Origin of the sequence: Microcoleus sp. FACHB-831, from assembly GCF_014695585.1 — a bacterium.
Taxonomy (GTDB): domain Bacteria; phylum Cyanobacteriota; class Cyanobacteriia; order Cyanobacteriales; family FACHB-T130; genus FACHB-831.
Genome location: NZ_JACJON010000036.1, coordinates 115,712 through 141,995 on the forward strand (window position 1 = coordinate 115,712; position 26,284 = coordinate 141,995).

Below are 26,284 nucleotides of genomic sequence, written 5' to 3' on the forward strand. Positions count from 1 at the left end.
TGCTCCAATTTGCAAAATTGCACAGATATGCTACACGCGCATTATTAAAAAAGTCCATTAACAACATTATGATCGAGTTTTTTTATGAGAATGTATCTGGATGTTAGTTGACTGTTCCAATTAGGCCATTGTGACTATGCGGATTATGCTTGTTGAAGATGATGCCTGTCTGGCCGAAGCGCTGGCTGAAGCGCTCAGCGACCAGCTTTATGTCGTGGATGTGGTTAAAGACGGAGAAGCGGGCTGGGAGTATGCAAAAGCAATAGCCTATGACTTGATTTTGCTCGATGTAATGCTTCCCAAGCTGGATGGGGTGAGTCTTTGCCAGCGACTACGCACGCATGGCTATCATTTACCAATTCTTATGCTGACTGCTAGGGACACCAGTACGGATAAAGTCTCTGGTTTAGACGCTGGAGCCGATGACTATGTGGTTAAACCGTTTGATTTGCAAGAGTTATTAGCGCGAATCCGTGCTTTGCTGCGTCGAGGCAGTTGTCCATCTACGCCAATTCTAATGTGGGGGAACCTCACGCTCGATCCCAGTACCTATGAAGTAATGTACGATAAGCAACCCGTTCACGTGACGCCGAAGGAGTATAGTCTCCTCGAACTGCTGCTCCGCAACGGTCGCAGGGTGTTGAGTCGTTCTGCGATCGTTGAACGTCTCTGGTCTTTGGAGAATCCGCCAGAAGAAGATACAGTCAAGGCTCACATTAAAAGCCTGCGTCATAAACTCAGAGCTGTAGCTGCTCCTGAAGACCTAATTGAGACTGTTCACGGCTTGGGGTACAGATTGAAACAACTTGCGTAAAATATCAAGTTTTCGTGGCTTCTGTGGGTTATCTTTTCCACAACCAGACAAACCCGCTTCAGTGTAATGCGATCGCCAGTCTTTTAGCTTCTTCCCGATTTCTTCCCGAAATTTTCTCAATTTATTCCCGATTCCTTTCCTAATTTCTATACTTCTATGTTGTAAATTAATAATGTATAAAAGCCCCGCTAGGTTTTTGATGGTGTAATTTACACAAAAAGAAGTCTAGTCTGCTGACTACCTTGCTTGAAAAGTGAAGATTAAATAAAGATGCATAGCGGAAGCAAAATGCATGAAAAAGTTCTCGTTATTGAAGATGCTCCAGACACTTTAACCAGCCTTCTTGACTTGTTAGAGTCTGAGGGTTTCCAAACTCTAGGCGCTAAAAATGGTTTAATTGGTTTGCAATTAGCCAAAGAACAGATGCCAGATTTGATTGTTTCTGACATAACTATGCCTGAAATGAATGGTTACGCGGTCTTAGACGCATTGCGGCAAGATCCCAAAACAGCGGAAATTCCTTTCATTTTTATGACAGGAGAAATGACCAATACCGATCGACGCCGAGGTTTGGAATTGGGAGCGGATGACTACTTGACTAAGCCAGTTATGCCAAATAAATTGATGGGGGCGATCGCGCTTCAGCTGAAAAACCGCGATCGCAAGTTTAAGTCATCAAATTACTGACTCAAACTGTTAATAAAAATCAGTGCGTGCATTGAAACAAGTACAAAGATACAAATGTTGAAATGCTTAAAAGGAATAGAAGTGAAATTATGAAAAATTACTCGCCTCAACAACAAGACTATATTCAGAAAAAAATAATTGAGAAATCCCTAAATGGCGTGGATTTGAGTGACGCTGACTTGAGCGAAGTGGTATTAAGCGGAGTCGATCTTAGAAAAGCCAACTTAAGTAGAGCCAACCTGAGCCAAGTAGATCTGCGTAAGGCTAATTTAAGAGGAGCCGTACTCAATCAGGGAGATTTAAGTGATGCAAATCTATTTCAAGCAAATCTGCGAGAAGCAGATTGCCGCGAGGCGAATTTGTGCAAAGCTAACCTGAGCGATGCTGATTTGTCGCAGGCAAATTTATGTGCGGCTTCGTTGTGGAGGACTACATTATCTAGAGCTAATTTATGGGCAACTTCCCTGTGCGAAGCCGATCTGAGCGAAGCCGATCTGAGCGATGCCAAACTGATGGAGGCGTCGCTTATTGGAGCTAATCTTGTTAGAGCCGATCTAACTGGAGCAAAGCTATGCGGAGCAAGGCTAACAGAAGCTAATTTGAGCCAAGTAAACTTGACTGGCGCAGATCTCAAGGGGGCAAATTTAAGCGGTGCAGATTTAACGGGAGCAGATTTGCGCGGGGCAAATTTGTGGGGGGCAAATCTGACGGATGCAACGCTTCATAAGACAATAATGCCTGACGGAACAATGCACAGCCACAAACTTGTAGTACCTCTATAGACGGGTATGGAAAATTGACTTATGGACGCAAGAAAGTCGTATTACGCTTGGTTTATTGATTTGGTTCCAGAGACAGCGGGCTACTCGTTTAAGTGTTGGCTACCTGAGAGGAACAGCTTAGTGAGCGATCGCACTGTTTATCCTAGTTTTGATGCGGCGCTGATAGCCGCTAAAGAACGCGCAGATCTAGAGGTTGCTAGTTGGGCACTATCGCATTTTCTCAATTACGTTCAAGCTAAGGGCACGATCAGCGCAGAAGAACGCGAGTCACTAGCGGCTTCAGTTATGGAAGTAGCTGGTATTGGCTAACATAATCTAGCCCAGAGTTTGACATATAATTTGCGCTTGACAAGCGCGATCGCGTGTTAACTGTTAACAACACCTGCATAGGAAACATAGGTAACAAATAAAAAGGGCGATCGCGCATTATCTTTTCACTTTTCTTTATCCCAATTCCTTAAGTAAAGACCAATAGATACTTGTCGTCAGATAAACAGGCTAGGCGACACCTTAAAGTAATCGCTAAGCGCCTTGGCTTGTGCCTTACTAATCGATCGCTTGCCATTTACAACTTCAGACACCACGCCACTCGATCCAATAACACCCACCAAGTCAGTTTGACGGGTACCACTGGCTTCCAAGAGGTGTTGGAGGATCTCATGAGGCGCCGATTTATCCATCGGATAGTTCTGTGTCTCATACGCTTCAATCAGCGTCACTAGCAACTTGTGTAAAGCACGCTCTTCGGGAGTTCGGTTTTTCGCAAACGTTAGGCGCTCTGCCACTGCCAGGGCGCGATCGTACTCCTCTTCTGTCTCAATGACTTGAGGAGCGAATTCAGCTAATAAATTGCGATAAACAGCTTGGTCAAAAGTAAGGGTCATTCTTCCATTTTCCCTTGTCGTATTCAGCATGAGTTAGAAAGTATTTGTAGTAAACTGTTTGGTCTTCGTAGTCCATACCGACAACCAGGCGATAGTCGTTGCCTTTTATAGTGAAGACAGTGAAACTTCCAACTGCTTCAGCATCGCGGTAAATCTTACGAACGTCCTCCAAACTCTGCCATTCCGCTTTTTTGACAGTTGCATACCAGGCGTCGATTTGCTTCTTGACATCGGGGTATTCGCCAGCATCAGTGCGGAGGTTCCGAATGTAAATTAGGTGCATTTATATTGAATTTTATAAGAAGCAATAAATATATAACTATTTTCTTATGCTCTCAAAATGAGAGTATTCTGTCAAAAAGTGATGTCTCCATCTGGAAGTTTCCGAGATCGGGTGCAAGATGAATAGCGAGTGAGTGGTGCAAGGGCGATCGCTGGGGTTTACATTCGGCAAACAGTTTTAAAGTCTACAAAACTATCCTTATCTCTCTTCGCTTTCAAGACGTGTAGGAGTGTATCGCTGTAACAATTCTTCTTGTGCAGCAATATTTTCAGCAAAAGCTGGTTGCAGCAGCCATGTCCGAGAGGTGGCGATCGCTACACTACACGCAGACAAGAGTAACTGTTTCATGGCTATAACATCTTAAAGAGGGAAATTTCGCACATCTAGGCGGTAATTGCCCTATGGCGCTGGGTTACGCGCGACCGCTCTTAGTTTAGCTAGGGAACCGGGCGATGTGGCGAAAATCCCGGTGTAACTTTGATGATGGAGCGCGATCCCAACGCCTGGGTTCTTGATACACCTCAAACCTTAGTGCTACTTAGGAAGCACTGCGCTACAATAGTATTGTTTGCTTTTGTCAAATATAGACTTTAAGAGAGAATCATTATCGCTCCCAAACAACTGATTAACAATCAAATCAAGTCTGCTCAGGTTCTTTTGATTGACCATGAGAACAACAATCGTGGCTTGATTGATACCCGTGAGGCTCTAGAAATAGCTGAAAATGCAGGACTAGATCTTGTCATAGTCTCCGAAAGTAAAGATGCTCCCGTAGCTAAAATTTTGAACTACGGCAAGCATCAGTATCAACAGAAAAAACGTCAGCGCCAAAGTTCTCAACCAACGGTTAAGGAAGTTCAGCTCCGTCCCAATGTTGGTGAATCTGATTACACCTTACGCATCGAGAGAGCGACCGAGTGGTTGAGTAAGGGTAATTCAGTTAAGTTTCAGATTCGTTTACGGGGCAGGGAAAATCAACATCGCGATCGCGCTACAGAACTGCTAGACCGTGTTGTAGCTGACCTAGCTAAAGTCGGTAAAGTTATGTCTTTTGATAAACGGTCGCTAATAGTTCAGGTCATTCCAGCCTAGATTAAGTTTCCAGGAATCTCCCAGGAGGTTCCTGGATGAAAAAATTGCACCAAAAACTTTGTGTCAAGAATGCCCCACTCTGCATAGACGTTCTGACATATGAGTTAAATATTTCAAAAGCGATCGCTGTGCTTTTTCTCTGTAGAATTACAGCTATGTAAATAGCAAGAGGCTTGTGCAATGGCGATCGCTATTCCACGAATTTTGGCAACCCTGGGAGAATGTCGATTTTCAGCCAGTATTGCAGCATTCAACGGTTGCGCTTCTTTCAACTTCAGCTTTAAAAGGCTAAATCCAGGAGCCGTCCCCGCCGTTAATTCTGCCTGAACTGAACTCAACAAAGGATATCGCTACTCTCTTCAACTAAAGAGCGATCGCTTGTTAATTTGTTGAACCGCCAAGACGCCAAGGACGCCAAGTTAAGAGAGGAGAAAGAGGGCGATCTGCTGCGGTCTGCGAGGGGTGTCACGCGGGTGGACGAGGCTGTTCAAAAGACTTTCCATTTGGCATCGGCATTTTCTGTGGGATATGCTTGTCAAGATCAGCATATTTTTCGTCTGTGCGGCTTTCCACTTCAGCTGGGCAACTTTGTTAAAGGCGGTCAAATAAATGAATGAGAGGGATCGAAGAAGTTCATCAAATCACAATCAAAACCCTCAAGGGCGGCAGAACCTCGTATTTATTTTTTCCGGGATTATTCTTGTTACTGCAATAACTGCATCTCTAGTTACTTTCGCACTTCTAAAACAAGATGAGCTATTCGGTCGAATAAACGCTACTCCATCACCGACTGCTACCCCCACTCCAGCGTCCGCAGCATCGCCGACTCCCACTCCCACTCCAACAGCCACAGAATCACCGACTCCCACTCCCACTCCAACACCTACTTTAGCGCCACCTTCTTCAGCTTCCTCCCCGGCTCCTGATCCGGGCAACACTATGGGTCAAGCTCTCAATCTGGGCATCCTCAAGGACACTCGCACCTACAATGATTTTGTGGGGAGTGTTGATGTAGTTGATTATTATCGCTTCCAATTAGACACAACCAGCAATGTCGCTGTCAACCTCAGCAGCCTGAACGCTTATACTCACGTCGAATTGATTTTAGACCGCAACACTAATGGTCAGGTTGATAATGGTGAGGTTCTATATCAAAACGCTCGTTCTTCCTCAGCTTCGATCGGTCAGCCGTTGGGGGCAGGCACTTATTTTATCCGGGTGTATCCCGACAGCCGCAACGAGAACACTACTTATACCATTGAAGTCGCGGCTACTCCAGTGGGAACCAAGTGAAACGCTTCGGGGAGTGGTTCGTAAAGAACTTAGTGCGATCGCGCTTTTGGTGTTGTAGTAGATAAAGGAGCGATCGTGCCCAAAGTCAGGATGACACGCGCCAAATCTTTACTGTCATGTCCGCACTCCCACTAACTAAAGTTTGTCCATCAGGGCTAAAAGCGATCGCATAAACCTTGTTTGAATGTCCCAGGGTTTGGAGCATCTGCCCAGTGCGCCATTTCCAAATTCTAATGGTGTTGTCACTACCACCACTAGCGAGAGTCTGATTATCGGGGCTAAAGGCCACACACTCAACCCCGCCTGAATGTCCCGTGAGGGTGCGAAGCAGTTCTCCAGTGTCAGAACGCCATAGCTTAATTTTCTTCTCCTCATCACCACTAGCCAAAATCTCCCCATCCGGGCTGAAGGCAACCGCATTAAAACCACCAACCCAGGTGTTAACCCAGTATTGAGCCGGATTAAACCAGCCTGAAGATCCATTGAGGGTGCGGATTTCTTGACGTGTCCGCAAATTCCAAATCTTGATTGTATTGTCCTGAGCGCCACTGGCTAGTAGGGGCCCGTCGGCGCCCGCCCCCCCATCGGGGCTGATGGCGACGCAACTAACCGGATATACAAAATGCCCCCTGAAGTTGTACAGCAGTTGCCCTGAACCCAAATCCCACAGCTTGATTGTACCGTCCATAGTACCGCTGGCAAGGGTGCGGCCATCGGAGCCACCAATTGCCACTGACAGTACGCTGTCCGAATCTTGAGCTAGGGCGCGGAGCAATTCCCCGGTGGGCAGACGCCAAACTTTGATCGTCTTGTCCTCACTGCCACTGGCTAGTAGGGGCGGCGAGGTGCCCGCCCCAGCCTCCTGGCTGAAGGCAAGGGAACGAACTGAGCCTGAATGCCCCGTGAGGGTGTACAGCAGTTCTCCAGTGTCCAGACGCCACAGCTTGATTGTAGCGTCCGCACTACCGCTGGCAAGGGTCTGGCTATCCGGGCTAATCGCAACTGACATAACTGATTTGGAATGACCTGTGAGGGTGTGTACGCATCTCCAAGTTCCATCCGCAAGACTAGGGGTTCTATTCTCCCGTCCACCCATTTCTAGCCAACTTAGGGGGACTACAGTCGGGTTCTGCCAGATTGTAGCTAACCCAGCTGCACCAGGAAATTCATTATCACAGCCTTCATCACCCAATCTCTTTTTGGCGTTTCGCACCGCCAAGTATAAAGACTCCCCACTCGAAAAGGCTGTTAGGAAATACTTCAAAAACTTTTGGGCAACTCGATCCGGAACAGGTTCCCGCATCACAATCACTTGCGGAATATTCAAATCAGCTAAATCCTCTGCTAATTTCAACCCATCACAAGAGTTGAAAATAGCTAACTGCAAACCATGTTCAATTGCTTTTCTTAAGCCATTCTTTAAATTTGTAATTGTCAGCTTCTCTGTTTTATTGATAGAAATAATACCGCTTTCGCCTTCCCTAGAACTATGTCCAGCAAAAAATAAAATATCCCAGTCTTGTTCCCACAAGCGATCGCTCACTTCCGGGCGTGTTGGTTGTGGAAGAAAGAGCGGAGGTATACCAGTCGGCAAGGAATTTAGAAAATTCCGATCTGCCTCAACTTCAATTCCGTCGCTATTGCCCAAAATTGCCAATAGTCTGACTTCTGTTTTGCTGACCAGTCGTTTTGATATATAAACTTGTTCATAGTTGCATGGAATTAAAGCTATTTCTACCTTTGTATATTTATCAAACAAATCCCATTCACTCCAAGGCAGTCTCCTGAGCAAGTCGTCTTCAGTTTTAATCAACACCCTAACTTCTTCTTGTCGTTCCCGGCTGTCCCGTAACTCTTCCCTTAGTCTCTCCCTGATCTCTTGAAACCTACTATGATCAGATTTTTTTAGCCAATCTTTAATGTTTTCTCTAAATTGTTCAAATAATTCGTGACATTCATCGCGGAGTCTGCCTACATCCGGTATCCGTCGTCCCGTCCGTTGTCGCTTTGCTTGTTCTCGGAAACACAACTCTAGGTGCAAATACTTTAATTTCCAACTATCATATAACTCCGGGATATGTGGAGCAGGGGGCAAGTTACCGTTAACTTCTCCGGACGGATACCGCAAATTTACGCTAAAACCATAATTGAAGCAGCCGTTATTGATATTTAAGAACAATAATTTAGTCATGGCGGTTTTGACAAATTACTACTCATTCATATGAAAAATATTCGGTAATGCTGTCATCACCTAAAGAAAGCTGTACCCTGAACTGTTCTCCTGATGAAAAAAATAATTCTTGGATCAGACCCTGAGAGTTTTTAGTGACGGGGATTTCTAAAGGTTCTTCTGATTCAATGAATATAGCGATTTTGAGATTTTCAGGCAGATAAGTTTGCTCACCAAGGGGATAAACACCCAGAAATGTACTAATTTCTCCATCTTCAATTTGCTTCAAATCGAGAATTAAAGCTAATGCGCGATCGCCCACCTGAATCTGTTTAGCTCGTTTAACAGCATTTGACCTAAAAGCTGGACTTCTTGTTCTTATACCAAAAATCTCTTCAATTGTCTGCCAGCCAGCCTGAATTGCCTCAACAAAGTTATCCTGAAACCACTCGCCTAAATTCACTGGTGTAGCAGATTGTATTACCGACTCCAGTTGCACATCCAAAACGGGTACACCTAATAACTCTGTCAACTCCCCAGTTCTGAACAACTCCTGAATCTGCTCAAATCCTTCTTGAGTACCATCAAAGACTAGCACTATACTACCCTCCTCAATTTTTTCTACTCTTAGGGAGGCATTACCCATAATTCGTCTCAGCAGATCGAGAATTGCTTCTAACTGGAGGTTGTGAATATGAGGGATATCAATCGTCAGTCTCCATTTTGCCCTTACTTCTCCATTTGTGGGTGGATCAAACGGGCTTCTTTTATATCCTAAATTTTCCAGCAATCTAGGAATATTTGACCATTGTATCCTTACGGCCTCATTTGTTTTACTTTGAATAAGGGTTTCAATATATCGATACAAACCTCTAGATAAATCAACATTTATACCCTCCGGGTTGACACCGAGAAGTTTAGCAATTTCCCTGGGCTGCTTATTACAAAGTAATGCACAGAGGCAGTCTGATTCTTTTTGTGAAAGTGTCTGTTCTCTTTCGCTATTCGTAAAAACTTGCTTGGCCTCGCTCAATTCTTTACAGATTTTTTCTATTTTCCAAGTAGCATTTACTTGTTTGACCAGTTGATTGATGTTCATTTTAATGCTTCCTTAACTAAGGAATTAACACATTTTCCTAAACTACCTAATAATTGCTAATGCTTGTTAGGTAAATATGCCATTATACTAAGTTTTGCTAATGCCTTGATATTAACTATTAGTTACATACGAATGAGTGCCTTTGTTAGGTTGTAATTGCATTCACCAAAACCTAAAAAGGAAGCTTAATCAACCATGATCAGTAATTTGGAAAAATTCGTGTTTACAGTCGTGACATCATTGCTCATGCTAGCTACCTCAAACTTGGGCAATAGCAATAATCATAAACCATCAGAGACATCTGCGATCGCCACTTTTAGCACTTTAACTGGACAGATGGCTGAGACTCAAGGCGAACTACCGATCAAAGCTAACGAGAAGTGTGAGAATGGCAAAACTGTCCCCTAGCAGTTAAGGCTAACTTGCCATTGTTAGTTAAAAGCCGCGATCGCACTCAAGAGGATGTCTAAATTCGGCATCCTCTTATTTTATTTATATTTTGACGGTTTTAGTTACCTTTCCTCTCGTAGCGATCGCGTTCCATTAGCGCCTTGTTCAGATTTTTCAGTAAGTCTTCCTTCACTTTATTATCGGTCGTCACTTGCAGACCTTCCTTAAGTACCTCAACAGCTACCCCATAATTTCCTTCTAAAGTCTCCAAGCGTCCCAACTTATTGTAAGCTTTGCCGAAATTAGACAGTTTGATAGACTTCTCGTATTCAGTACGAGCATCCTGAAGTTTTCCCTGCTTTTCGTAAAGCGAACCCCGATTATAGTGAGCTTTCCCATAATTCGGGTTTAGTAGTAATGCAGATTTGTAGAAACCCTCTGCTGTACCCAATCGATCTTGCAGATGGTTTTCTACTCCTATATCGTTGAATACAACAGCCATTTGAGGCGATGAAAACCATAAGCCAGTAAGCCCCAGCACCATTGATGCTGCAACCCCAATTTTAAGCTTAATCGATTTAATTTTTGTGGTGTGGGCATCTTGTCTGCCTGACTCTGTTAAGGACAATTCAGTAATTATCCCTATAGCTTTACAATCTGCGATCGCTTCCAAACATTGCCCAATAATTTCTGTATTTTGCGGTCTTTGGCCTGGCAATGAAGCCATTAGCAAATCAATTAAATCAGCAAATCTAGGCGAAATTTGAGGAGCATTTTCTCGCCAATTAAACTCCCCTGTATGATAATCCATCAACTCAGATGGGTGTTTACCTGTCAGCAAATGTACAAAAGTACGCCCCAAAGCAAAAAAATCCGATTGCGGCAAAGCCACACCATCAAATTGCTCTGGGGGAGTATAACCTGATGTTCCAATTCTTGTCACCCCGCATCTGCTAGCGATGTTGATTAGGTAAGTATCAGTAATTAATCTGACTGCACCAAAGTCAATCAACACCAGCTTTCCATCAGGTTGCAACATGATGTTAGATGGTTTAATATCCCGGTGTATGTATTGCTGCTTATGGATGCACTCTATAATTCCCACCAGTTGTTTTAACCAGTCAAATGCTTGCTCTTGGGTGATGGATTGATTGTTGCGACCGCTCTGCCATTCTTCTAAATTGCAACCATCAATTTTTTCCATTACTATGCAGTGCCAAAGCTTATTGGCTTCATCTTTCCAAATGAAATCCCCGTCTGGCTGCACTCTGGGAATTCCTGGATGACGCAGCAATTTTAATGCTTCGGCTTCTCTCTCAAATAAGCTTATATGCTTGCTAGAGTTTCTGAGCAGAATTTTTAAGACTTTGGGCGTGCCGAATTCGCACACCTCAAATATCTCAGCAAATCCGCCTTTGCCTAGCGATTTAATAACTCGATAGCGCTCTTGCAGTAACGTTCCCGGATGAATCATGTTAACGGTATTGTTTAATAACATATTTTGCTACTACGGGTTGCAGAGTGAACAAAGTTTGACTTGATGCTGTGACTTTTTCCAAGAGCGATCGCCTCCCTAAATCTTCCAACGCCTTGACTAATTCTGTTGAGGTTTTTAACTGCATCTCACCTCGCAAATCGCCCAATGATAATGGCTGTTGTTGAATCGCTAATTGGTACATAATTTTTTTTTCTAACTCTGACAACCTATTAAACTGATCCTCTAACACTTCTTCAAAATCACCCAAGTACAGTGAATTGCTTAAAAATTCACCAACCCTATTACCATATACATCTCGAATTGTGGTACAGACTATCATCAACCACAGGGGATTACCTTGGTACAGTCTAGTAATCTCTGACCATCTCTCCTCTTCAGATAAACCTCTTTCTCTGAAAATCTCTCCTGCTTCTATATCCTTCAATCCACCCAATTTCCATACTCGAACTGGTTGATTATCTGCTTGCCGTAACGCCACATCTCTAGGTGTTTCCCGACTTGTCAGCAATAAGCAACTCTGATGCGGTACTTCCCCGATTTGTTTGAGTAGTTCCCCATAATTATGATAACCTTCAAGATAGTGTCCTGCTGGCTTTCCCGGTCGCAAAATCGCTTCCACTTGATCGATTACCACCAGACACCGATGCTGTTGTAGATGCTTAATTAGGTGCGAAATAGTTGCTGAGTTATCACTTTCCCGGCCATCATAAAAAAATGAAATTAAATCTTCTAGAAGTTGCGTGAGGGGTGGAGAATTGCGGAGACTTCGCCAAATGACATACTCAAAATGATGGTGAATCTGTTTGGCTAACTTCACACAAAGAGAAGTTTTGCCAATTCCGCCTATACCCAACAGTGTTATTAAACGACAGCGATCGCGCACAATCCATTGCTCTAGTGTAGCCAGTTCATCAGTGCGCCCGTAGAAACTGGAGACATCCACCGCCTCACCCCAATCCAAGCATCGGCTGGCAATCCCCACAAAACTAGAGTCACTCGCCTCTAGTTCTAGCTTGCCATTGCTGCAATCATCAGGTAATTGAGTAAATATTTGCGTTAGTTCCCCCGGTGCCACCCCTAACGCCGTTGCAATCTTCTGAAGCGTTATCGGTTCAGGACTAGCAATTTCACCGCTAGCTAGTCTGCTGATATGGTCTCTTCCTATGCCAGCCTCTTTTGCCAGTTTGTATTGCGAGAAACCCTTTTGCGCCAGTAGTTGTGTAAACGCCTTTCCAGAATGCCGATTTTTCTTAGGTTTTGGCACAGCGACTATTCCTCAACGTTCAACGTTGTTCAATCATCGCACATTCAACTCGTTGCGTAAGTTCAACTATACAATCAGCTGCAAACTGCTAAAAAATATAGCTAAAGCTTGAAAAAGTTGATTTAGGAGTTGGCAAATGTCAGAAGTTGCGTTTTACGACAATGGCATAGTTAAAGTTACAAGAACCTTATTTGAGGTTCCTGGTACGCAATACCCAATTCGCAACATCGGTGCAGTTAAAACATCGATAGAAACTCCTAGTCGCACAGGGCCACTCATTTGCCTTGTTATTGGAGTTATCCTGCTAGTCGCTTATGTGGGTATTCTGGTAATCGCGTTGGCAATTTTGTGGTCGATTTCTCAAAAACCTACTTATTGGATTGTCGTAGTTTCGGCTGGAACTGAATCTAGAGCTTTTTCTTCTAGAGATCCCAATCAAATTAGAGAAATTCAATCAGCCATAAACGCGGCACTAAGTCAGCATTAATCAAAGCAATCGGGCAAAATACAACCTAAACTCGCAGGAAATTTAACAATGATCACAGTAAAAGTTTTCTATAAAGATTCTGGCAAACCCGCAGATAGTAAGAAGGTTGCTCTTGGAATTGATGGTTTTTTTAGTGGAGGAGTTACTAAAGATCAATGGACAGACGAAGATGGAGAAGCGCATTTTGATACAGAATCATGCACTGGCAGAATCTTTGTGAACGGTTCAATCAAGTATGAGGGTAGAATAGCTGGTCGAATGGTGGTTTATATCTGATTTGAGAGGTGGAATAAGCAAGCATTTGGACAGCCTAAAAATCCAGTGAAGCAAAATAAGTGGTTGTCCGATGCTTTGCCATTAATTGAGATAGTTGTTTGTATTGGAAGACTTTTGGGCGGGCATATCTGTAAAAATCTTAAACTCTAACAACTCTATGGCTCTTGATCTCGATTTGTTTTCAAACTCTAATTTCCGCAACACAATTCAGCGCTATTGTAACCAACTGGGATGGGGAATTAACGATATCAATGCTCGTCGAGCAATTTTGAAGTTCACTGCTAACTCTGGCAACACTCAAACTCTTTTTATCATTCGGTATGAAAACACGCTGGAATTCTCTGTCCCCAGCGGTATCAAGTTCAACAGCGCAGAAGATGTGCCGGGATGGATGTCTAATATGCTTCTGTGCAAGAATACTGAATACAAAATCGGCTTTTGGTGCATAGAGGATCTCGACAGTAGAAAAATATTTTCAGTCATGCACAATGCTGAAATCAGCCTGATAAATGTAGAATATTTTGGCAAAGTTGTCTTGAAGTTAGTTAATGAATGCGACGAATTTGAGCAATTAGTTGCCAAAGCTCTCCGGGGTTATTAGTTGAAATAAAACCTGTATGCGTAGCCTAGTCAGTTGTGGTAATTGCTAGGCGCGATCGCACTTCATAACCCTTGATTGGCAGGTTTTGTTTCTATAGCCGCGATGAACAATCGCCAGGGCAAAACCCCAAGAAAAAGGCTCCCCAACATCGAGGAGCCTTTTTATTTAACTATTGTTAGCGATCGCTAACTACCACCGATACTCGGCGCACGCAAAGACACCGTTTCCGCTGTCTGTCGCTGCTGCGCCAAAGTTGGCACAGAATCACGCAGCCGTTCCGTCAACTGTATCGTTGTCGCATCGTAAATCTGCGTCAACAACTTGGGATAAAAACCAATCCCAATAATCGGCACCAACAAACAAGCAATGATAAACACCTCACGTGGTTCCGCATCAATCAAAGCTTCGTGTTCAACTAACTCTTTGTTCTCCGAACCGTAGAAAATTTCCCGCAGCATCGATAGTAAATAGATGGGCGTAAGAATAACACCAACTGCTGCTAAGAAAACCACCACAACCTTAAACGTAGAGTTATAAGCATCGCTCGTAGCAAAGCCTACAAACACCATTAATTCTGCTACAAATCCGCTCATCCCAGGCAACGCCAAAGATGCCATAGAACAAGCAGTAAACATGGCGAAAATTTTACGCATCTTCTGACCGACGCCGCCCATTTCATCAAGCATCAGGGTGTGCGTGCGGTCGTAAGTTGCTCCTACCAAGAAGAACAAACTCGCCCCAATTAACCCGTGAGATACCATTTGCAAGACTGCACCGCTTAAGCCCAAATCGGTAAACGAGCCAAGGCCAATTAGCACAAATCCCATGTGGGAAATCGAGGAATAAGCGATTTTGCGCTTAAGATTTCGCTGGGCAAAAGACGTAAGAGCCGCGTAGATAATGTTGGTAACGCCCAAAATCACTAACACTGGCGCAAAGACAGCATGAGCGTCGGGGAGCATCTGAGCATTCATCCGAACTAAGGCGTATCCACCCATTTTCAAAAGAATACCAGCCAGCAACATATGCACGGGTGCTGTAGCTTCGCCGTGAGCATCGGGAAGCCACGTATGTAGGGGAATGATGGGAAGCTTGACGCCGTAGGCAATCAAGAAACCAGCGTAGATCAAGAGTTGAAAATTGAGGGCGTAATCTTTAGCGCCCAGCGCTCTCATATCAAACGTTAGCGTATCGCCGTAAAACGCCATCGCCAACGCCGCCACCAAAATGAACAGCGAACCGCCTGCGGTATACAAAATAAATTTCGTCGCCGCGTACAGGCGCTTCTTGCCACCCCAGATTGCCAGCAGCAAGTAGACGGGAATCAGTTCCAGTTCCCACACCAGGAAAAACAACAGCATATCCTGGACGGCAAACACGGCAATCTGACCGCCATACATTGCCAGTATCAAAAAGTAAAACAGCTTTGGCTTAAATGTAACGGGCCAAGCTGCCAAAGTTGCCAATGTAGTAATGAAGCCAGTGAGTAATACCAAGGGCATCGATAAGCCATCCACACCCAACGACCACTTTAAGTCGATTTGGGGTACCCAAGAGTAACTTTCCACCATTTGGAGATTGGGGTTAGAAAAGTCGTACTGGGTATAGAAGGCATAAACCATTACGGCAAAATCAATCAACCCGATAATCAGCGCGTACCAGCGCACTGTCCGACCATCTTTATCGGGAATAATCGGTATTAGAAGCGACGCCGCAACGGGAAACAAAATGATGAAAGTTAGCCAAGGAAAATTTTCAATGTTCATAGGTAATTGGTAATTGCTCATGCGGCAATGGGAGTCCGGAGTCCGAATTCCGGAGTCTGGGGAGAAGGGTTAAAACCCATTCCCCATTCCCTATTTCCCATGCCCCTAATCCCCTAAAGGGGGCGCCGAGTTCCCCACTATCAAGTCACGCTAAAGACAATTACTCCTACGAGAACTGCCCCAAACACAATCAGCGCATAGAATTGGGCGCGACCTGTTTCAAAGTATTTCAGACTTTCACCACTTAAGAGCGTAGCCAAGCCAGTCAAGTTAACTGCACCATCGACAACCCGAAAGTCTACTTCCATAACTTGCCGCGCAACTCGGCGAATGCCTTGAACGAAGACAGCGTTATAGATGTCGTCGAAGTACCACTTGTTGAGAGATAGTTTGTACAGAGCGGGGATTTTAGCAGCGATCGCAGCCGGGTCGATCTTACCCCGCAGATACATCAGCGAAGCTAAGGTAATCCCAATCAAGGCAATTCCCACCGAATTACCCGCCATGATCAGAAATTCCGTCAAGTTAAACTCAGCCGCGTGTTCCAACACCTCAGCCGTCGATTCCGAAGGAGCATGAATAAACTCCTCGAAGTAGTTGTTAAACGGCGTTCCTACCAAACCAATCAGCGCTGAAGGAATAGCCAAAATCATCAGCGGCAGAGTCATCGTTATCGGTGACTCATGGGGAAACTCGCTGTGGTGATGATCTCCATGCTCGTCATGACTGTGGCTGTCATGTCCCTTTGAATGCAACTCTCTGGTATCCATCGCACCAGGGCCAAAGGCTAACTCAGCCGGAGCCTCTCCTGCTCCCGCTAGGAGTTGCTTGCGAATATCCATCTCATTGCCCCGGAACTTGCCCTCAAACGTCCGGAAATACATCCGGAACATATAGAACGCAGTCATCCCCGCCGTCAGCCAGCCGATGCCCCACAGAACCGGATTGGCTGCAAAGGCAGAACCCAGGATTTCATCTTTCGACCAAAACCCTGCAAAAGGAGGAATCCCCGAAATCGCCAACGTTCCGATCAAAAACGTGCTAGCGGTGATGGGCATATACTTCCGCAATCCACCCATCAAACGCATATCCTGCGCTAAGACGGCATCGTGACCTACGACATTTTCCATGCCGTGAATTACCGAACCACTACCCAAAAACATCATCGCCTTGAAGTAGGCGTGGGTCATCAGGTGGAAGAGTCCAGCACTGTAAGCACCAACTCCCAGCGCCATCACCATGTAGCCTAGCTGGGACATTGTGGAATAGGCTAGGCCCTTCTTAATGTCATTTTGGGTAATGGCAATTGTTGCCCCCAAGAAGGCAGTTAGAGCACCCGTCCAAGCAATGACGTTCATTGCTAGGGGGATGCCTTCAAACACGGGGTACATCCGTGCAATCAGGAAGACACCAGCGGCCACCATCGTCGCCGCGTGGATTAGGGCTGAGATGGGCGTGGGGCCTTCCATCGCATCTGGCAGCCAAACGTGCAAGGGGAACTGAGCGGATTTAGCCACTGGCCCCATAAAGACCAAAATCGCAAACAAAGCGGCGAGACCTGCACTTAAGTAGCCTTGTTCGACGAAGGCATGCAGGCGATCGCCCATGATATCAAAATCAAAGCTTCCGGTTGCCCAGTACAGGCCGAGTATCCCCAAAAGCAGGCCAAAGTCGCCTACGCGGTTGGTGACAAAAGCTTTTTGGCAAGCATCGGCTGCGCCCTTGCGATCGTACCAAAAGCCGATCAGCAAGTAGGAACACATACCGACCAGTTCCCAGAAGATATACACCTGCACGAGGTTGGCGCTAACTACAAGACCCAACATCGAGGAGCTAAACAGGCTCAGGTACGCATAGAAGCGCACGTACCCCGGATCGTGAGCCATGTAACCATCGGTGTAGATCATCACCAGGAAAGCGACGGTGGTAACAATTACCAACATCAAGGCGGTGAGATGGTCGATGGTGTAGCCCATACTCAGGTGAAAATTTCCAGCCGCTGCCCATTCCAGGCTGCGGGTGTATGGCTCGTGCCCTTGAATTTGACTCCAGAGAAGGGCAAAGGAGTAAGTCATCGCTGCCCCGATTAGCGAGACGATGAAGACGGCGTTTAACTGCCGCAAACGGTTGGTCAACCGATTAATCGAGATTAGTCCCAAACCGACCAGCATTGCTCCAGCTAGTGGCAGGACTGGGATTAACCAGGCATATTGATAGAGCGGTTCCATCAGTTAGGCTAACTTTAATTTTCTTTACTATTTTGGCAATACTGTTACCAATTGTGACCTATTGCTAGGTTAAAAAAGGTTTATGAATTATGTACAACAAGGAAATAAGCTGACAAATAAAAAAAACACCAGCCTTTTATGCCGGTGGGAAGAAGAATATTTCCGGAGTATGCCGTAAGCTTTAGCCTGAAAGCGAGTCAGCAGTTAGGAGTACGAATTCACGCATTGCAAAACTCAAAAACCTTGAAGCCTTCTGACGCTGCCCAGAACGCACCTGACTAAGCCGAAGTTTGTAAGGAAGTTACCATAGTATTTTCTAGCGCCCGAAGCAAATCCTCCCGTCCGTTAAAGCCTTCGAGTCGGTGAACGACTTTGCCGTTCTCAAACAAGATTATTGTGGGTAGGGTTGTCAGCCGATACGTGTTTGCGAGCTTTAAACTTTGATCGGCATTAATTCCGACTAATTTGACTTTTGCGCCCCAATCTGACTGAAAACGCATCAGTAGCGGATTAATTATCCGACAAAGGCCACACCAGGGCGCCCAAAAATGAACTAGCACTGGAGTGGAAGATTCTAAAACTTCTTGTGAAAACGTGCGATCGCTAACAGTCAGCACCATGCTCCCTCGAGTTTTATGTATTTTTACTATTTCTTGGGATCATGTTATATCCATTTGGGATCATCTGGCTAAGCCTAATTACGGAATTACAAGTTGACATTTGCGGTTACTCGTAATAGAAACGGGTGCGCCCACCACAGCAGGAAGACAAAACCAGCCACACCCACGTAGGAGGGACGGAGAAACTCCCGCCATTCGAGGGTTTGGCGCCCTTGGAAAATGGCAAGAAAGGGGACGATGGATGTGCGGGCTTTTACAGCTTCAAAGGCTTGCCCGTAGCGGCTACTCAGACGCCTGTCGCCATGCCAGACACCGAAAGCGTGGTGCAGGACAAGCCCGATGGATGTCACTAGGGTAAAGGTGGTGCCAATCCAGAGAGTGTGGGCGATACACCAAATTACTTGTCCTACCATTTGGGGGTGTCTGGTGATGCGGATGATCCCAGTTTCGTAGAGGTGGACTGCGGGTTTTTGGATGGCGGCAATTTCGAGTAGGTTAAAGGTCGCCGGGTAAAGAAATAAGAAGGAAATTGCCGACAGTATCCAGACGGTGGGTTTTACTCCTGGTACGCCTTGAGCTTGCCACAACTGCAAGCCGTCATAGCGATGATTAAAGAAATAAACAATCAGCACGACTGCTAAAGGTAGGCTGACTAAGGCAAAGAGAACGCGATAGAGGCGGGGGCCGATTTTAGTTTCGCCCCAAGGTCGGAGGGAAGCAAGGCCGCTATGAGCTAGAGCAAAGCCTAGCAGCAGTCCCAGCATAATCAAATGGCTATCCAATTGCCAGCGGTCAAAACTCATCAATGTTTAAGTAAGTTTAAAGAGGGTAAATTTCACTACAGTCAACGCCTCTTGGTATTCCCTGAGAGACTTGATCTCGTGTTGTGTTACTGTCGATTTCTGAGAGGCTTTACAACGGAGTGGGCAATTAATCGCTTGAGCGTCGGCTCCATCTCCAAAATTGTTGGTTGCCTCAGTCGCTCCTTTCGCCTTTTAGGTTTAGTCGTATGTCTGACCTTCCTTTCACTCTAGATCAACTCCGCATTCTCAAAGCGATCGCCGCTGAGGGGAGCTTCAAGCGTGCCGCCGATAGCCTCTATGTCTCTCAACCCGCCGTTAGTCTGCAAGTGCAAAACTTAGAACGGCAGCTAGATGTGCCGTTGTTCGACCGGGGGGGACGACGGGCACAACTGACAGAAGCAGGACACTTGCTCCTCAGCTACGGCGAAAAAATCCTGACACTTTGTCAGGAAACCTGCCGCGCCATCGAAGACCTGCAAAATCTCCAGGGTGGCACCCTGATTGTAGGCGCTTCTCAGACGACAGGAACCTATCTGCTGCCCCGCATGATCGGGTTGTTCCGGCAAAGTTATCCGGATGTGGCCGTGCAATTGCACGTTCACTCGACTAGGCGCACCGCCTGGAGCGTCGCTAACGGTCAAGTTGACCTAGCGATCATTGGAGGAGAAGTGCCTTCGGATCTGCAAGACGCCTTAGAAATTATTCCATATGCGGAAGATGAACTAGCCCTCATCTTGCCAGTTTTTCATCCCTTGGCCAAAATCCCTACCATCCAGAGAGAAGACCTTTATAAATTGCAGTTTATTGCCTTAGATTCCCAGTCAACCATCCGTAAGGTAATTGACAACGTGCTAATTCGCGCCGATATTGACCCCCGCCGTCTCAAAATCGAGATGGAACTAAACTCAATTGAGGCGATTAAAAATGCCGTACAAGCAGGATTGGGAGCAGCCTTTGTATCGTTGGCGGCAATCGAAAAAGAGTTGCAGATGGGCGTACTCCACAACGCTCACATTGAGGAAGTGACTATAAAACGGATGCTGTCCGTAATTGTCAACCCCAACCGCTACCGCTCGAAGGCAGCAGAAGCCTTTAGCCGGGAAATATTACCCCAATTTGCCACGCCGGGATGGGAAAAGCATCTGGTGCAGCCGCCTTCGCTGGAAACGGATGTCTTAAAGGCAGCGGCGGCACATCCACACAGAGGAACGCCTGCTAATGGCAGTTAATCAGAAAACAAAAGTATACATTGTGAAGTATGAAGTCAGAAGTGTGAAGTAGGAAGTAGTAAATAAGAAGTATCAGACATTGCCTGTAGCAACGCACGATCCGCCTTTAGCCTACTCTTGACCCCCTCACCAGCGGGGGGTAGTGGTTCTTTATCCTTTAGCCTTCATCTTGCTCGCCTTCATGGTTCTCACATGGAAATTTACTGCACCCGTCCAGGCTGCCCGCGTCCTCTCAATTTTTTTGCCGATCTCGATGACAGCGCTACTCTGAGGACGGCACAGAGGAAGTTTTGCACGACCTGCGGGATGCCGCTGATTTTACAGGAACGCTATCTGCCTTCAAAGCTGCTAGGGCGTGGGGGTTTTGGGGCGGCGTTTTTGGCACGCGATCGCTTTATGCCCAAGATGCGCCAGTGCGTTGTTAAACAATTTCAGCCCTCTGGCGATCTCAACCAAGCTCAACTCGAACAGGCTCAAAAGTTATTTGAGCGCGAGGCAGAAGTTTTAGAGGATCTTGGCCACCAAAACGACCAAATTCCCGACCTTTTTGCTTTTTTCCCGTTGACTGTTCCCAACTGGCCAGCGGGTAACAAGCAAGAACAGTTATTCTATTTGGTGCAGCAATTTATCGATGGTGAGACTCTAGAGGAGGAATTAGCTGCAAAAGGACAGTTTTCAGAAAACGAGGTGTTGGAAGTTTTAGGGCAAATTCTTCCTGTGCTGAAGTTTGTCCATGAAAACGGCTCGATTCACCGAGATATCAAGCTGTCTAATATCATGCGCGATCGCAAAGGTCGGCTTTATCTGTTAGATTTTGGCGCAGTCAAGCAAGCGGCTAAGGTTGTGCCTGGTGGTGCTTCGACAGGAATTTATACACCTGGGTACGCTCCTCTTGAACAAATGACTGGAGGGCAAGTATTTCCATCAACCGATTTATACGCTTTCGCTGTCACTTGCTTGGTGTTGCTGACTGGCAAACAGCCAAACGAGCTATTTGACACTTTCAGAAATTCTTGGAACTGGAGAACCGAGGCGCAATGTAGCGGTAGCGAAGCGGTAGCGCCCTTGGCGCCTCGCCTCGCAGACATTTTAGACCGGATGCTCTTAAGCGCTCCCAACGAACGCTTTCAATCAGCCCTAGAAGTCCTCGAAGCCCTCACCCCTAAAGCATCGCCACAACTACACACCCAGCCGCCACCGCCACCGCCACCGCCACCGCCACCGCCACCAGCCCATACACAACAAGCCCATCCCATAACCCCACCAGGCACAACGTCGGGCGGTAATGTTGTGCCACCTCCTCCTAAACCGAGATTTTCTTTGGTGGAAGTATTAGGTGCAGCGGCCTTTACGGGGTTTGAGGGGGGCTTGCTGTTTCTAGGTATTGGTACTTTAGTGCCATTAGCAATTAAGGCGGGATTAGTGGGAATGATTTTAGGTGGTTTGGTATTTGCACAATACCGTCGCCTGATTGAAGGTAAGGATTTGCCGATTATTGCTGGCGTGACGCTGGGTATTGTCTTGTTTTTGCTACGGAACCAGATTCAATTTGTCTTGATGGTGGCAATTGTCGCAGCAGCGGGAGCGATCGCGGTTACGGCTCTATTTCGCCTAATTTACAAGTTACTATCTAGTTTCTTATAAGCCAGTCGCGGAGATTGCTAACTCCAAATGTCTCAACGTAACGAAACAACTATTCTGCTCTTGACTCTAATCGCAACGATTGGATTAGTGGCGGGGGGTGTATGGTTATTTACCAAAGGTATCCAACCACCGCCTCCAGGGTCAACTGATTCAACAACTCCATCACCATCCCAGCCTGTGGTGCAAGACAACATCAGTTTTGGAGAAGAAATTTTAGTCACAAAAGAGGTTAGTAACAATCCCCCCTTTGTAGATTTAAAGCAAAAGGGAGTAACAGCAATTGCAGGAAAAAATTATAGTCAAGCAGTTTCCTATTTGCAAGCTGCGCTCAAGCTCAACCCTAACGCACCGGAAACACGAATTTATCTCAATAATGCTCAAATTGGCGAACAGAAATCTTACACAATTGCCGTAGCCGCGCCTATTGGTAGCGATGCAGACGGAGCCTTGGAAATTTTGCGCGGCGTGGCGACGGCTCAAAATAAAATTAATCAGGCTGCGGGTGGAAATGGACTGCGGCTAAAAGTAGCGATCGCCAACGATAATAATCAAGAAACACAAGCCCAAGAAATTGCCACAAAATTAGTTAATAACTCCGAAATTTTAGGAGTTGTAGGTCATTGGGCGAGCGGGATAACTTTAGCCGCAGCACCAGTTTATGACTCTGGAAAACTCGTCACCATTTCCCCCATCAGTACCTCTGTAAAATTAAGTAATATTAGCCGCTATGTTTTCCGCACTGTTCCCAGCGACTATGTTGCTGCAAGGGCATTAGCAAATTATATGTTGAAATTACAGAGGAAAAATGCCTTTGTTTTCTTCAATTCTCAGAGCGATTATAGTAAATCTCTTAAATCGGAGTTTTCCACCGCTGTTTCCTTACAAGGCGGACAGGTATTAAGTGAAATCGATTTATCAACTTCAGCTTTTAATGCTGCTCAAAGCGTGGAGCAAGCGAAGAGGCAAAAAGCCGATGTGCTGATGCTAGCAGCCGATACAAATAAACTAGATCAAGCTCTACAAGTTGTTCAGGTTAATCAAAAACAGTTCAATATTTTGGCGGGAGATGATGTTTATGGAATCAAGACTTTAAAAGATGGCGGAGCAGCAGCAGAAGGAATGGTAGTGGCTGTTCCTTGGCATAGTGACGCAGAAGCTACACAGTCAGATTTTCTCCGTCAATCCAAACAACTTTGGGGTGGCGCAAATGTGAACTGGCGCACTGCTTTATCATATGATGCAGTGCAAGCTTTAGTTGCTGCACTAGAACGCAATCCCACACGTTCGGGAGTGCAAGAAGTTTTGTCATCACCAGAATTTTCTACTCAAGGAGCATCTGGAACTATTAGATTTTTACCTTCAGGCGATCGCAATGCGCCCGTCCAGCTAGTAAAAATTATTCCGTCTAACTCTTCTCGTTCTGGCACTGGTTATGATTTTGCGCCAGTGTCACCATAGATATAGTAATTTGATAAACCAGCAACGGCAATCATGTCACAAAAAAATGAAACAACTATTCTAGTTTTAGCTGTCTTAATCACAGCTGGTTTAGTGGGTATTGGCTTTTGGCTGCTTGCTCCTAAGTCTGGCGTTGACACCAGTAATTCATCTAACAATCAATCCCCACAATCAACAAGTGAAACTTTTGCCCAAGTTCACGGTGTCCCCAGCGGTTTATTTAACTATGGTGGTAGCTCAACTTGGGCATCTGTTCGCAAAGAAGTAGACGCAGATATTCAAACAGTATGGCCTAAGTTCCAGCTACGCTATACTAACCCCCGCAAAGGCGCACCTAGCTCGGAAACTGGTATCCGGATGTTGTTAGAAAATCAACTTGATTTTGCCCAGTCCTCAATCCCTATACCAGATAAATATTATCAGCAAGCGCAACAACGGGGTATTGGACTTAAAGAGATCCCAGTAGCAATAGACGCGCTGGCAGTTGTCGTACATCCTAGCTTAAATATTCCAGGTCTGACTGTAGATCAAGTAGATAAAATTTATGAAGGCAAGATTACTAATTGGAATCAAATTGGTGGCCCCAATCTAAAAATTAAGCCTTATAGTAAAACAGAACAAAAACCTGGTTCCCATGTTCAATTTGCTTCAACTACAACCGAGGCTCTGCGCGGGGTTGCTATTAATCCAGCGGGTATTTTCTACGCATCAGCACCGTTGTTAGTAACTCAATGTAATGTTAAGCCGCTACCGCTGGGCCGTAACGCTAATGAACTGGTTGCCCCTTACAAAGAGCCGCTTGTGCCCATAAACCAGTGTCCAAATAAGCGTAACGAATTGAACGTTGATGCTTTCAAAAGCGGTGAATATCCAAATACTCGTCGGTTGTTTGTAATTATTAAACAAGATGGGCAAATTGCCCAAAAAGCAGGTGAAGCTTATGCTAATTTGATGCTAACATCTCAGGGACAGACGGCACTTGCAAAAGCTGGGTTTGTCAGCATTCGATAAAAGTTGTTGTTAGGTTAATTATTGATTGTTTGGTGTTCGTTGCTATGAAACATTAATAACTATCTTTGGAGGAGCAATAAATCGGACGCGATCGCCCTAAAGAGTTTTCCCCCCTGACACTGTTTAATTCAATAAACGGCATATGTCTCAAAAAAATGAAACTCCTGTTTTGATCCTAGCCCTCTTGATTACAGCTGCATTATTAGCTGGCGGATTTTGGTGGTTTACTAGCAAGTCTGGAGTTAATAATAGCGGTAGTTCATCTAACTCCAACTCCAGCGATTCTGCATCCATTCAACAGGGGCAATCTAGGGGCGAAGGCTTTGCCCAAGTGCAAAATATCCCCACTGGATTGTTTAGCTACGGTGGCAGTACTTCTTTTGCCCCGCTTCGACTTGCAGTAGACTCAGCCATACAAGCGGCAAGACCTGAGTTTAAACTACGCTATGTTAATCCCATCAGCGGCTCTGCAAGTTCTGGTAATGGCATCAAAATGTTATTAGACGGGAAACTCGATTTCGCGCAATCCTCTCGCAGTATTTCCGATCGGGAGTATCGACAAGCACAGCAACGCGGATTCAGCCTCAAAGAAATTGCTATTGCTATTGATGGTTTGGCCTTAGCTGTTAACCCAAACATGAATATTCAAGGTCTGACTTTAGACCAGCTAAAATCTATTTACACTGGCAAAATTACTAACTGGAAACAAGTTGGTGGCCCGGATGTGCCAATTAAACCCTATACGCGCAAGCAGAACGGCGGTACGGTGGAACTGTTTGTTGAAGAAATTCTGGGCGGAGGGAATTTTGGTGCGAATGTAGAGTTTGTGCCTGACACTACTGCGGCGCTGAGAAAACTCGCTAGCAACACTGGTGGAATTTACTTCGCGTCTGCGCCAGAGGTGGTGCCGCAGTGTAGCATCAAGCCTTTACCGCTGGTGAGCAAAGCAGGGGAATTTGTGATGCCCTACCAGCAACCATTCGTATCTCCTCAAGAGTGTCCTGGCAAACGCAATCAGCTGAATATAGCAGCTTTCCAAAACGGTCAGTATCCGATTACTCGCAAGCTGTTTGTGATAGTTAAACAAAATAATCAGAGAGAGCAGCAAGCAGGGGAAGCCTATGCAAACTTGCTACTATCGGCTGAAGGTCAGGAAGCGATCGCTAAGGCTGGATTTGTGAGAATACGTTAACGAGACGCAACAGAATCTCCAGGTAAACAAATCAAATTATCATCTTGATTTCGGATTAACCCATCTTTGCGTAACTTGCCCATCAAACGGGTGACGGTGACGCGGGTCGAACCAATAGCGCTGCCAATTTGGGCGTGAGTCAAAGGAAACGGCAGACAGTAACCTTTATCGCTAGGTTCTCCATATTCTTCAATCAATAGCGTCAGAAATCCTAACAATCTATCAATTGTCCGTCGCTGTCCCAGCGTACTCAGCCACAGTAGCTTGCGCTGATGCTGATACCTAAAGGCATCTAATACTTCCCGCCGGAAGTGAGGCCAGTTGTCCAGGTCGTGCCAGTACATCCACAGCACGGAGGTCTGATCGACATGGGCGTAAGCTTGGAGTGTAAATGGAGACTGGGCTACAATTTCAAACGGCTGTCCCGCGCCCACGAAGCCTAAAAAGGCTTCTTCTGGCAGCTGTTGATTTTGCAATTGAGACGTTGGCTTGCTTTTGCGGGCACTGACTTGGGCTGTACCTACTAAGCGGATGGCTCCGCGTTGCACTAGATACAGCAGTCCAGATCTAGCGGGAATTCGCTCATCTTTGTTGAAGGTGCGAAATCGATAGTGTTCTTGTGCCCAGTCTAAAATCCTTTGCCAAGTTAAAAAGGGTCGAGATGCCTCTGATTCAGGGGATAGTGAATGCATAGATAGAGAGTTAAAAGACGT

General features: G+C 45.7%; 29 protein-coding genes. 16 read left to right on the forward strand and 13 right to left on the reverse strand.

Translation table 11 applies throughout. The annotated features are described in order from the left end of the window. Positions 1-136 precede the first annotated feature (136 nt). From H6F77_RS08545 to H6F77_RS08560, 4 genes are all read left to right on the forward strand, one after another. Positions 137-814 (forward strand): response regulator transcription factor, encoded by a 678-nt coding sequence (locus H6F77_RS08545; protein WP_190487296.1) that lies wholly within the window; start codon positions 137-139, stop codon positions 812-814. A 288-nt stretch (positions 815-1,102) separates the two neighbouring features. Further along, positions 1,103-1,501 (forward strand): response regulator, encoded by a 399-nt coding sequence (locus H6F77_RS08550; RefSeq protein ID WP_190487298.1) that lies wholly within the window; start codon positions 1,103-1,105, stop codon positions 1,499-1,501. Between the two features lie 89 nt (positions 1,502-1,590). Beyond that, positions 1,591-2,283: a pentapeptide repeat-containing protein gene (locus tag H6F77_RS08555; protein ID WP_190487300.1), complete on the forward strand. Its 693-nt coding sequence runs from the start codon at positions 1,591-1,593 to the stop codon at positions 2,281-2,283. 21 nt (positions 2,284-2,304) lie between these two features. Next, positions 2,305-2,592: a hypothetical protein gene (locus H6F77_RS08560; RefSeq protein ID WP_190487302.1), complete on the forward strand. Its 288-nt coding sequence runs from the start codon at positions 2,305-2,307 to the stop codon at positions 2,590-2,592. Between the two features lie 176 nt (positions 2,593-2,768). Here H6F77_RS08560 and H6F77_RS08565 read toward each other — a convergent pair whose 3' ends face one another. From H6F77_RS08565 to H6F77_RS08575, 3 genes are all read right to left on the reverse strand, one after another. Next, positions 2,769-3,167, reverse strand: coding sequence for a helix-turn-helix domain-containing protein (locus tag H6F77_RS08565; protein WP_190487304.1), 399 nt, complete (start codon positions 3,165-3,167; stop codon positions 2,769-2,771). Further along, the gene (locus H6F77_RS08570) at positions 3,151-3,450 is read right to left on the reverse strand and encodes a type II toxin-antitoxin system HigB family toxin (protein ID WP_190487307.1); all 300 of its coding nucleotides are present in this window, start codon (positions 3,448-3,450) and stop codon (positions 3,151-3,153) included. The genes H6F77_RS08565 and H6F77_RS08570 overlap by 17 nt, the downstream gene beginning before the upstream one ends. A gap of 198 nt (positions 3,451-3,648) precedes the next feature. Then, positions 3,649-3,798, reverse strand: coding sequence for a hypothetical protein (locus tag H6F77_RS08575; protein ID WP_190487309.1), 150 nt, complete (start codon positions 3,796-3,798; stop codon positions 3,649-3,651). 276 nt (positions 3,799-4,074) lie between these two features. Here H6F77_RS08575 and infC point away from each other — a divergent pair, with 276 nt between their 5' ends. Next, the gene (gene infC / locus H6F77_RS08580; protein WP_309228820.1) at positions 4,075-4,542 is read left to right on the forward strand and encodes a translation initiation factor IF-3; all 468 of its coding nucleotides are present in this window, start codon (positions 4,075-4,077) and stop codon (positions 4,540-4,542) included. A gap of 113 nt (positions 4,543-4,655) precedes the next feature. On the opposite strand, the gene H6F77_RS08585 is transcribed toward infC, so the two are convergent. Further along, entirely contained in the window at positions 4,656-4,883 is a 228-nt protein-coding gene (locus tag H6F77_RS08585; protein WP_190487311.1) for a hypothetical protein, read from the reverse strand. A 45-nt stretch (positions 4,884-4,928) separates the two neighbouring features. Between H6F77_RS08585 and H6F77_RS08590 the strand changes: the two genes are divergently transcribed. Next, entirely contained in the window at positions 4,929-5,159 is a 231-nt protein-coding gene (locus H6F77_RS08590; protein WP_206753451.1) for a hypothetical protein, read from the forward strand. Further along, positions 5,152-5,835, forward strand: coding sequence for a pre-peptidase C-terminal domain-containing protein (locus H6F77_RS08595; protein ID WP_190487315.1), 684 nt, complete (start codon positions 5,152-5,154; stop codon positions 5,833-5,835). The genes H6F77_RS08590 and H6F77_RS08595 overlap by 8 nt, the downstream gene beginning before the upstream one ends. Positions 5,836-5,920: 85 nt before the next feature. On the opposite strand, the gene H6F77_RS08600 is transcribed toward H6F77_RS08595, so the two are convergent. Then, entirely contained in the window at positions 5,921-8,026 is a 2,106-nt protein-coding gene (locus H6F77_RS08600) for a WD40 domain-containing protein (RefSeq protein ID WP_190487316.1), read from the reverse strand. A 22-nt stretch (positions 8,027-8,048) separates the two neighbouring features. Further along, complete coding sequence (locus tag H6F77_RS08605; RefSeq protein WP_190487318.1) at positions 8,049-9,104, reverse strand: DUF1822 family protein; 1,056 nt, start codon at positions 9,102-9,104, stop codon at positions 8,049-8,051. Positions 9,105-9,299: 195 nt separating this feature from the next. Between H6F77_RS08605 and H6F77_RS08610 the strand changes: the two genes are divergently transcribed. After that, entirely contained in the window at positions 9,300-9,512 is a 213-nt protein-coding gene (locus H6F77_RS08610; RefSeq protein ID WP_190487320.1) for a hypothetical protein, read from the forward strand. A 100-nt stretch (positions 9,513-9,612) separates the two neighbouring features. Here H6F77_RS08610 and H6F77_RS08615 read toward each other — a convergent pair whose 3' ends face one another. Both H6F77_RS08615 and H6F77_RS08620 read right to left on the reverse strand, forming a co-directional pair. Beyond that, positions 9,613-10,992: a serine/threonine-protein kinase gene (locus H6F77_RS08615; protein WP_190487323.1), complete on the reverse strand. Its 1,380-nt coding sequence runs from the start codon at positions 10,990-10,992 to the stop codon at positions 9,613-9,615. Further along, the gene (locus tag H6F77_RS08620) at positions 10,970-12,256 is read right to left on the reverse strand and encodes a helix-turn-helix domain-containing protein (protein WP_190487325.1); all 1,287 of its coding nucleotides are present in this window, start codon (positions 12,254-12,256) and stop codon (positions 10,970-10,972) included. Before H6F77_RS08620 ends, H6F77_RS08615 begins: the two co-directional genes overlap by 23 nt. 136 nt (positions 12,257-12,392) lie before the next feature. On the opposite strand from H6F77_RS08620, the gene H6F77_RS08625 reads away from it, so the two are divergent. The 3 genes from H6F77_RS08625 to H6F77_RS08635 all read left to right on the forward strand — a co-directional run bounded on the left by H6F77_RS08625 (position 12,393) and on the right by H6F77_RS08635 (position 13,620). Further along, on the forward strand, positions 12,393-12,743 hold the full coding sequence (locus H6F77_RS08625) for a DUF6232 family protein (protein WP_190487327.1): 351 nt from the start codon (positions 12,393-12,395) through the stop codon (positions 12,741-12,743). 48 nt (positions 12,744-12,791) lie between these two features. Beyond that, positions 12,792-13,019 carry a hypothetical protein gene (locus H6F77_RS08630; protein ID WP_190487329.1) on the forward strand — a complete coding sequence of 76 codons (228 nt, stop codon included), beginning with the start codon at positions 12,792-12,794 and terminating at the stop codon, positions 13,017-13,019. A 157-nt stretch (positions 13,020-13,176) separates the two neighbouring features. Further along, on the forward strand, positions 13,177-13,620 hold the full coding sequence (locus H6F77_RS08635; protein ID WP_190487331.1) for a hypothetical protein: 444 nt from the start codon (positions 13,177-13,179) through the stop codon (positions 13,618-13,620). Between the two features lie 185 nt (positions 13,621-13,805). Here H6F77_RS08635 and ndhD1 read toward each other — a convergent pair whose 3' ends face one another. The 4 genes from ndhD1 to H6F77_RS08655 all read right to left on the reverse strand — a co-directional run bounded on the left by ndhD1 (position 13,806) and on the right by H6F77_RS08655 (position 19,037). Then, entirely contained in the window at positions 13,806-15,380 is a 1,575-nt protein-coding gene (ndhD1, locus tag H6F77_RS08640; RefSeq protein WP_190487502.1) for a photosynthetic/respiratory NAD(P)H-quinone oxidoreductase subunit D1, read from the reverse strand. Positions 15,381-15,526: 146 nt separating this feature from the next. Continuing rightward, a complete protein-coding gene (locus tag H6F77_RS08645; protein ID WP_190487333.1) occupies positions 15,527-17,614 on the reverse strand; it encodes an NAD(P)H-quinone oxidoreductase subunit 5 in 2,088 nt (695 codons plus the stop codon). Between the two features lie 278 nt (positions 17,615-17,892). After that, a complete protein-coding gene (locus tag H6F77_RS08650; protein WP_190487335.1) occupies positions 17,893-18,234 on the reverse strand; it encodes a thioredoxin family protein in 342 nt (113 codons plus the stop codon). An 86-nt stretch (positions 18,235-18,320) separates the two neighbouring features. Then, positions 18,321-19,037 (reverse strand): NnrU family protein, encoded by a 717-nt coding sequence (locus H6F77_RS08655; RefSeq protein WP_190487337.1) that lies wholly within the window; start codon positions 19,035-19,037, stop codon positions 18,321-18,323. A gap of 206 nt (positions 19,038-19,243) precedes the next feature. On the opposite strand from H6F77_RS08655, the gene H6F77_RS08660 reads away from it, so the two are divergent. The 5 genes from H6F77_RS08660 (at position 19,244) to H6F77_RS08680 (ending at position 25,571) form a co-directional block, all read left to right on the forward strand. Continuing rightward, complete coding sequence (locus tag H6F77_RS08660) at positions 19,244-20,266, forward strand: LysR family transcriptional regulator (RefSeq protein ID WP_190487339.1); 1,023 nt, start codon at positions 19,244-19,246, stop codon at positions 20,264-20,266. Between the two features lie 192 nt (positions 20,267-20,458). Further along, positions 20,459-21,910 carry a serine/threonine-protein kinase gene (locus tag H6F77_RS08665; protein ID WP_190487340.1) on the forward strand — a complete coding sequence of 484 codons (1,452 nt, stop codon included), beginning with the start codon at positions 20,459-20,461 and terminating at the stop codon, positions 21,908-21,910. A 27-nt stretch (positions 21,911-21,937) separates the two neighbouring features. Continuing rightward, positions 21,938-23,368 (forward strand): ABC transporter substrate-binding protein, encoded by a 1,431-nt coding sequence (locus tag H6F77_RS08670; protein WP_190487343.1) that lies wholly within the window; start codon positions 21,938-21,940, stop codon positions 23,366-23,368. Between the two features lie 33 nt (positions 23,369-23,401). Beyond that, positions 23,402-24,379: a PstS family phosphate ABC transporter substrate-binding protein gene (locus H6F77_RS08675; protein ID WP_190487345.1), complete on the forward strand. Its 978-nt coding sequence runs from the start codon at positions 23,402-23,404 to the stop codon at positions 24,377-24,379. Positions 24,380-24,521: 142 nt separating this feature from the next. Beyond that, positions 24,522-25,571 carry a PstS family phosphate ABC transporter substrate-binding protein gene (locus H6F77_RS08680; protein ID WP_190487347.1) on the forward strand — a complete coding sequence of 350 codons (1,050 nt, stop codon included), beginning with the start codon at positions 24,522-24,524 and terminating at the stop codon, positions 25,569-25,571. On the opposite strand, the gene H6F77_RS08685 is transcribed toward H6F77_RS08680, so the two are convergent. After that, positions 25,568-26,263: a Crp/Fnr family transcriptional regulator gene (locus tag H6F77_RS08685; RefSeq protein WP_190487348.1), complete on the reverse strand. Its 696-nt coding sequence runs from the start codon at positions 26,261-26,263 to the stop codon at positions 25,568-25,570. The genes H6F77_RS08680 and H6F77_RS08685 overlap by 4 nt on opposite strands. Between the last annotated feature and the right edge of the window lie 21 nt (positions 26,264-26,284).

What these genes read in the sequence shown, in the direction of transcription:
- H6F77_RS08545 (WP_190487296.1), top strand. Translation starts at nt 137, where the DNA reads ATGCGGATTATGCTTGTTGAAGATGATGCCTGTCTGGCCGAAGCGCTG.
- H6F77_RS08550 (WP_190487298.1), top strand. Translation starts at nt 1,103, where the DNA reads ATGCATGAAAAAGTTCTCGTTATTGAAGATGCTCCAGACACTTTAACC.
- H6F77_RS08555 (WP_190487300.1), top strand. Translation starts at nt 1,591, where the DNA reads ATGAAAAATTACTCGCCTCAACAACAAGACTATATTCAGAAAAAAATA.
- H6F77_RS08560 (WP_190487302.1), top strand. Translation starts at nt 2,305, where the DNA reads ATGGACGCAAGAAAGTCGTATTACGCTTGGTTTATTGATTTGGTTCCA.
- H6F77_RS08565 (WP_190487304.1), bottom strand. Translation starts at nt 3,167, where the DNA reads ATGACCCTTACTTTTGACCAAGCTGTTTATCGCAATTTATTAGCTGAA.
- H6F77_RS08570 (WP_190487307.1), bottom strand. Translation starts at nt 3,450, where the DNA reads ATGCACCTAATTTACATTCGGAACCTCCGCACTGATGCTGGCGAATAC.
- H6F77_RS08575 (WP_190487309.1), bottom strand. Translation starts at nt 3,798, where the DNA reads ATGAAACAGTTACTCTTGTCTGCGTGTAGTGTAGCGATCGCCACCTCT.
- H6F77_RS08595 (WP_190487315.1), top strand. Translation starts at nt 5,152, where the DNA reads ATGAATGAGAGGGATCGAAGAAGTTCATCAAATCACAATCAAAACCCT.
- H6F77_RS08600 (WP_190487316.1), bottom strand. Translation starts at nt 8,026, where the DNA reads ATGACTAAATTATTGTTCTTAAATATCAATAACGGCTGCTTCAATTAT.
- H6F77_RS08605 (WP_190487318.1), bottom strand. Translation starts at nt 9,104, where the DNA reads ATGAACATCAATCAACTGGTCAAACAAGTAAATGCTACTTGGAAAATA.
- H6F77_RS08610 (WP_190487320.1), top strand. Translation starts at nt 9,300, where the DNA reads ATGATCAGTAATTTGGAAAAATTCGTGTTTACAGTCGTGACATCATTG.
- H6F77_RS08615 (WP_190487323.1), bottom strand. Translation starts at nt 10,992, where the DNA reads ATGTTATTAAACAATACCGTTAACATGATTCATCCGGGAACGTTACTG.
- H6F77_RS08625 (WP_190487327.1), top strand. Translation starts at nt 12,393, where the DNA reads ATGTCAGAAGTTGCGTTTTACGACAATGGCATAGTTAAAGTTACAAGA.
- H6F77_RS08630 (WP_190487329.1), top strand. Translation starts at nt 12,792, where the DNA reads ATGATCACAGTAAAAGTTTTCTATAAAGATTCTGGCAAACCCGCAGAT.
- H6F77_RS08635 (WP_190487331.1), top strand. Translation starts at nt 13,177, where the DNA reads ATGGCTCTTGATCTCGATTTGTTTTCAAACTCTAATTTCCGCAACACA.
- H6F77_RS08645 (WP_190487333.1), bottom strand. Translation starts at nt 17,614, where the DNA reads ATGGAACCGCTCTATCAATATGCCTGGTTAATCCCAGTCCTGCCACTA.
- H6F77_RS08650 (WP_190487335.1), bottom strand. Translation starts at nt 18,234, where the DNA reads ATGGTGCTGACTGTTAGCGATCGCACGTTTTCACAAGAAGTTTTAGAA.
- H6F77_RS08655 (WP_190487337.1), bottom strand. Translation starts at nt 19,037, where the DNA reads ATGAGTTTTGACCGCTGGCAATTGGATAGCCATTTGATTATGCTGGGA.
- H6F77_RS08660 (WP_190487339.1), top strand. Translation starts at nt 19,244, where the DNA reads ATGTCTGACCTTCCTTTCACTCTAGATCAACTCCGCATTCTCAAAGCG.
- H6F77_RS08665 (WP_190487340.1), top strand. Translation starts at nt 20,459, where the DNA reads ATGGAAATTTACTGCACCCGTCCAGGCTGCCCGCGTCCTCTCAATTTT.
- H6F77_RS08670 (WP_190487343.1), top strand. Translation starts at nt 21,938, where the DNA reads ATGTCTCAACGTAACGAAACAACTATTCTGCTCTTGACTCTAATCGCA.
- H6F77_RS08675 (WP_190487345.1), top strand. Translation starts at nt 23,402, where the DNA reads ATGTCACAAAAAAATGAAACAACTATTCTAGTTTTAGCTGTCTTAATC.
- H6F77_RS08680 (WP_190487347.1), top strand. Translation starts at nt 24,522, where the DNA reads ATGTCTCAAAAAAATGAAACTCCTGTTTTGATCCTAGCCCTCTTGATT.
- H6F77_RS08685 (WP_190487348.1), bottom strand. Translation starts at nt 26,263, where the DNA reads ATGCATTCACTATCCCCTGAATCAGAGGCATCTCGACCCTTTTTAACT.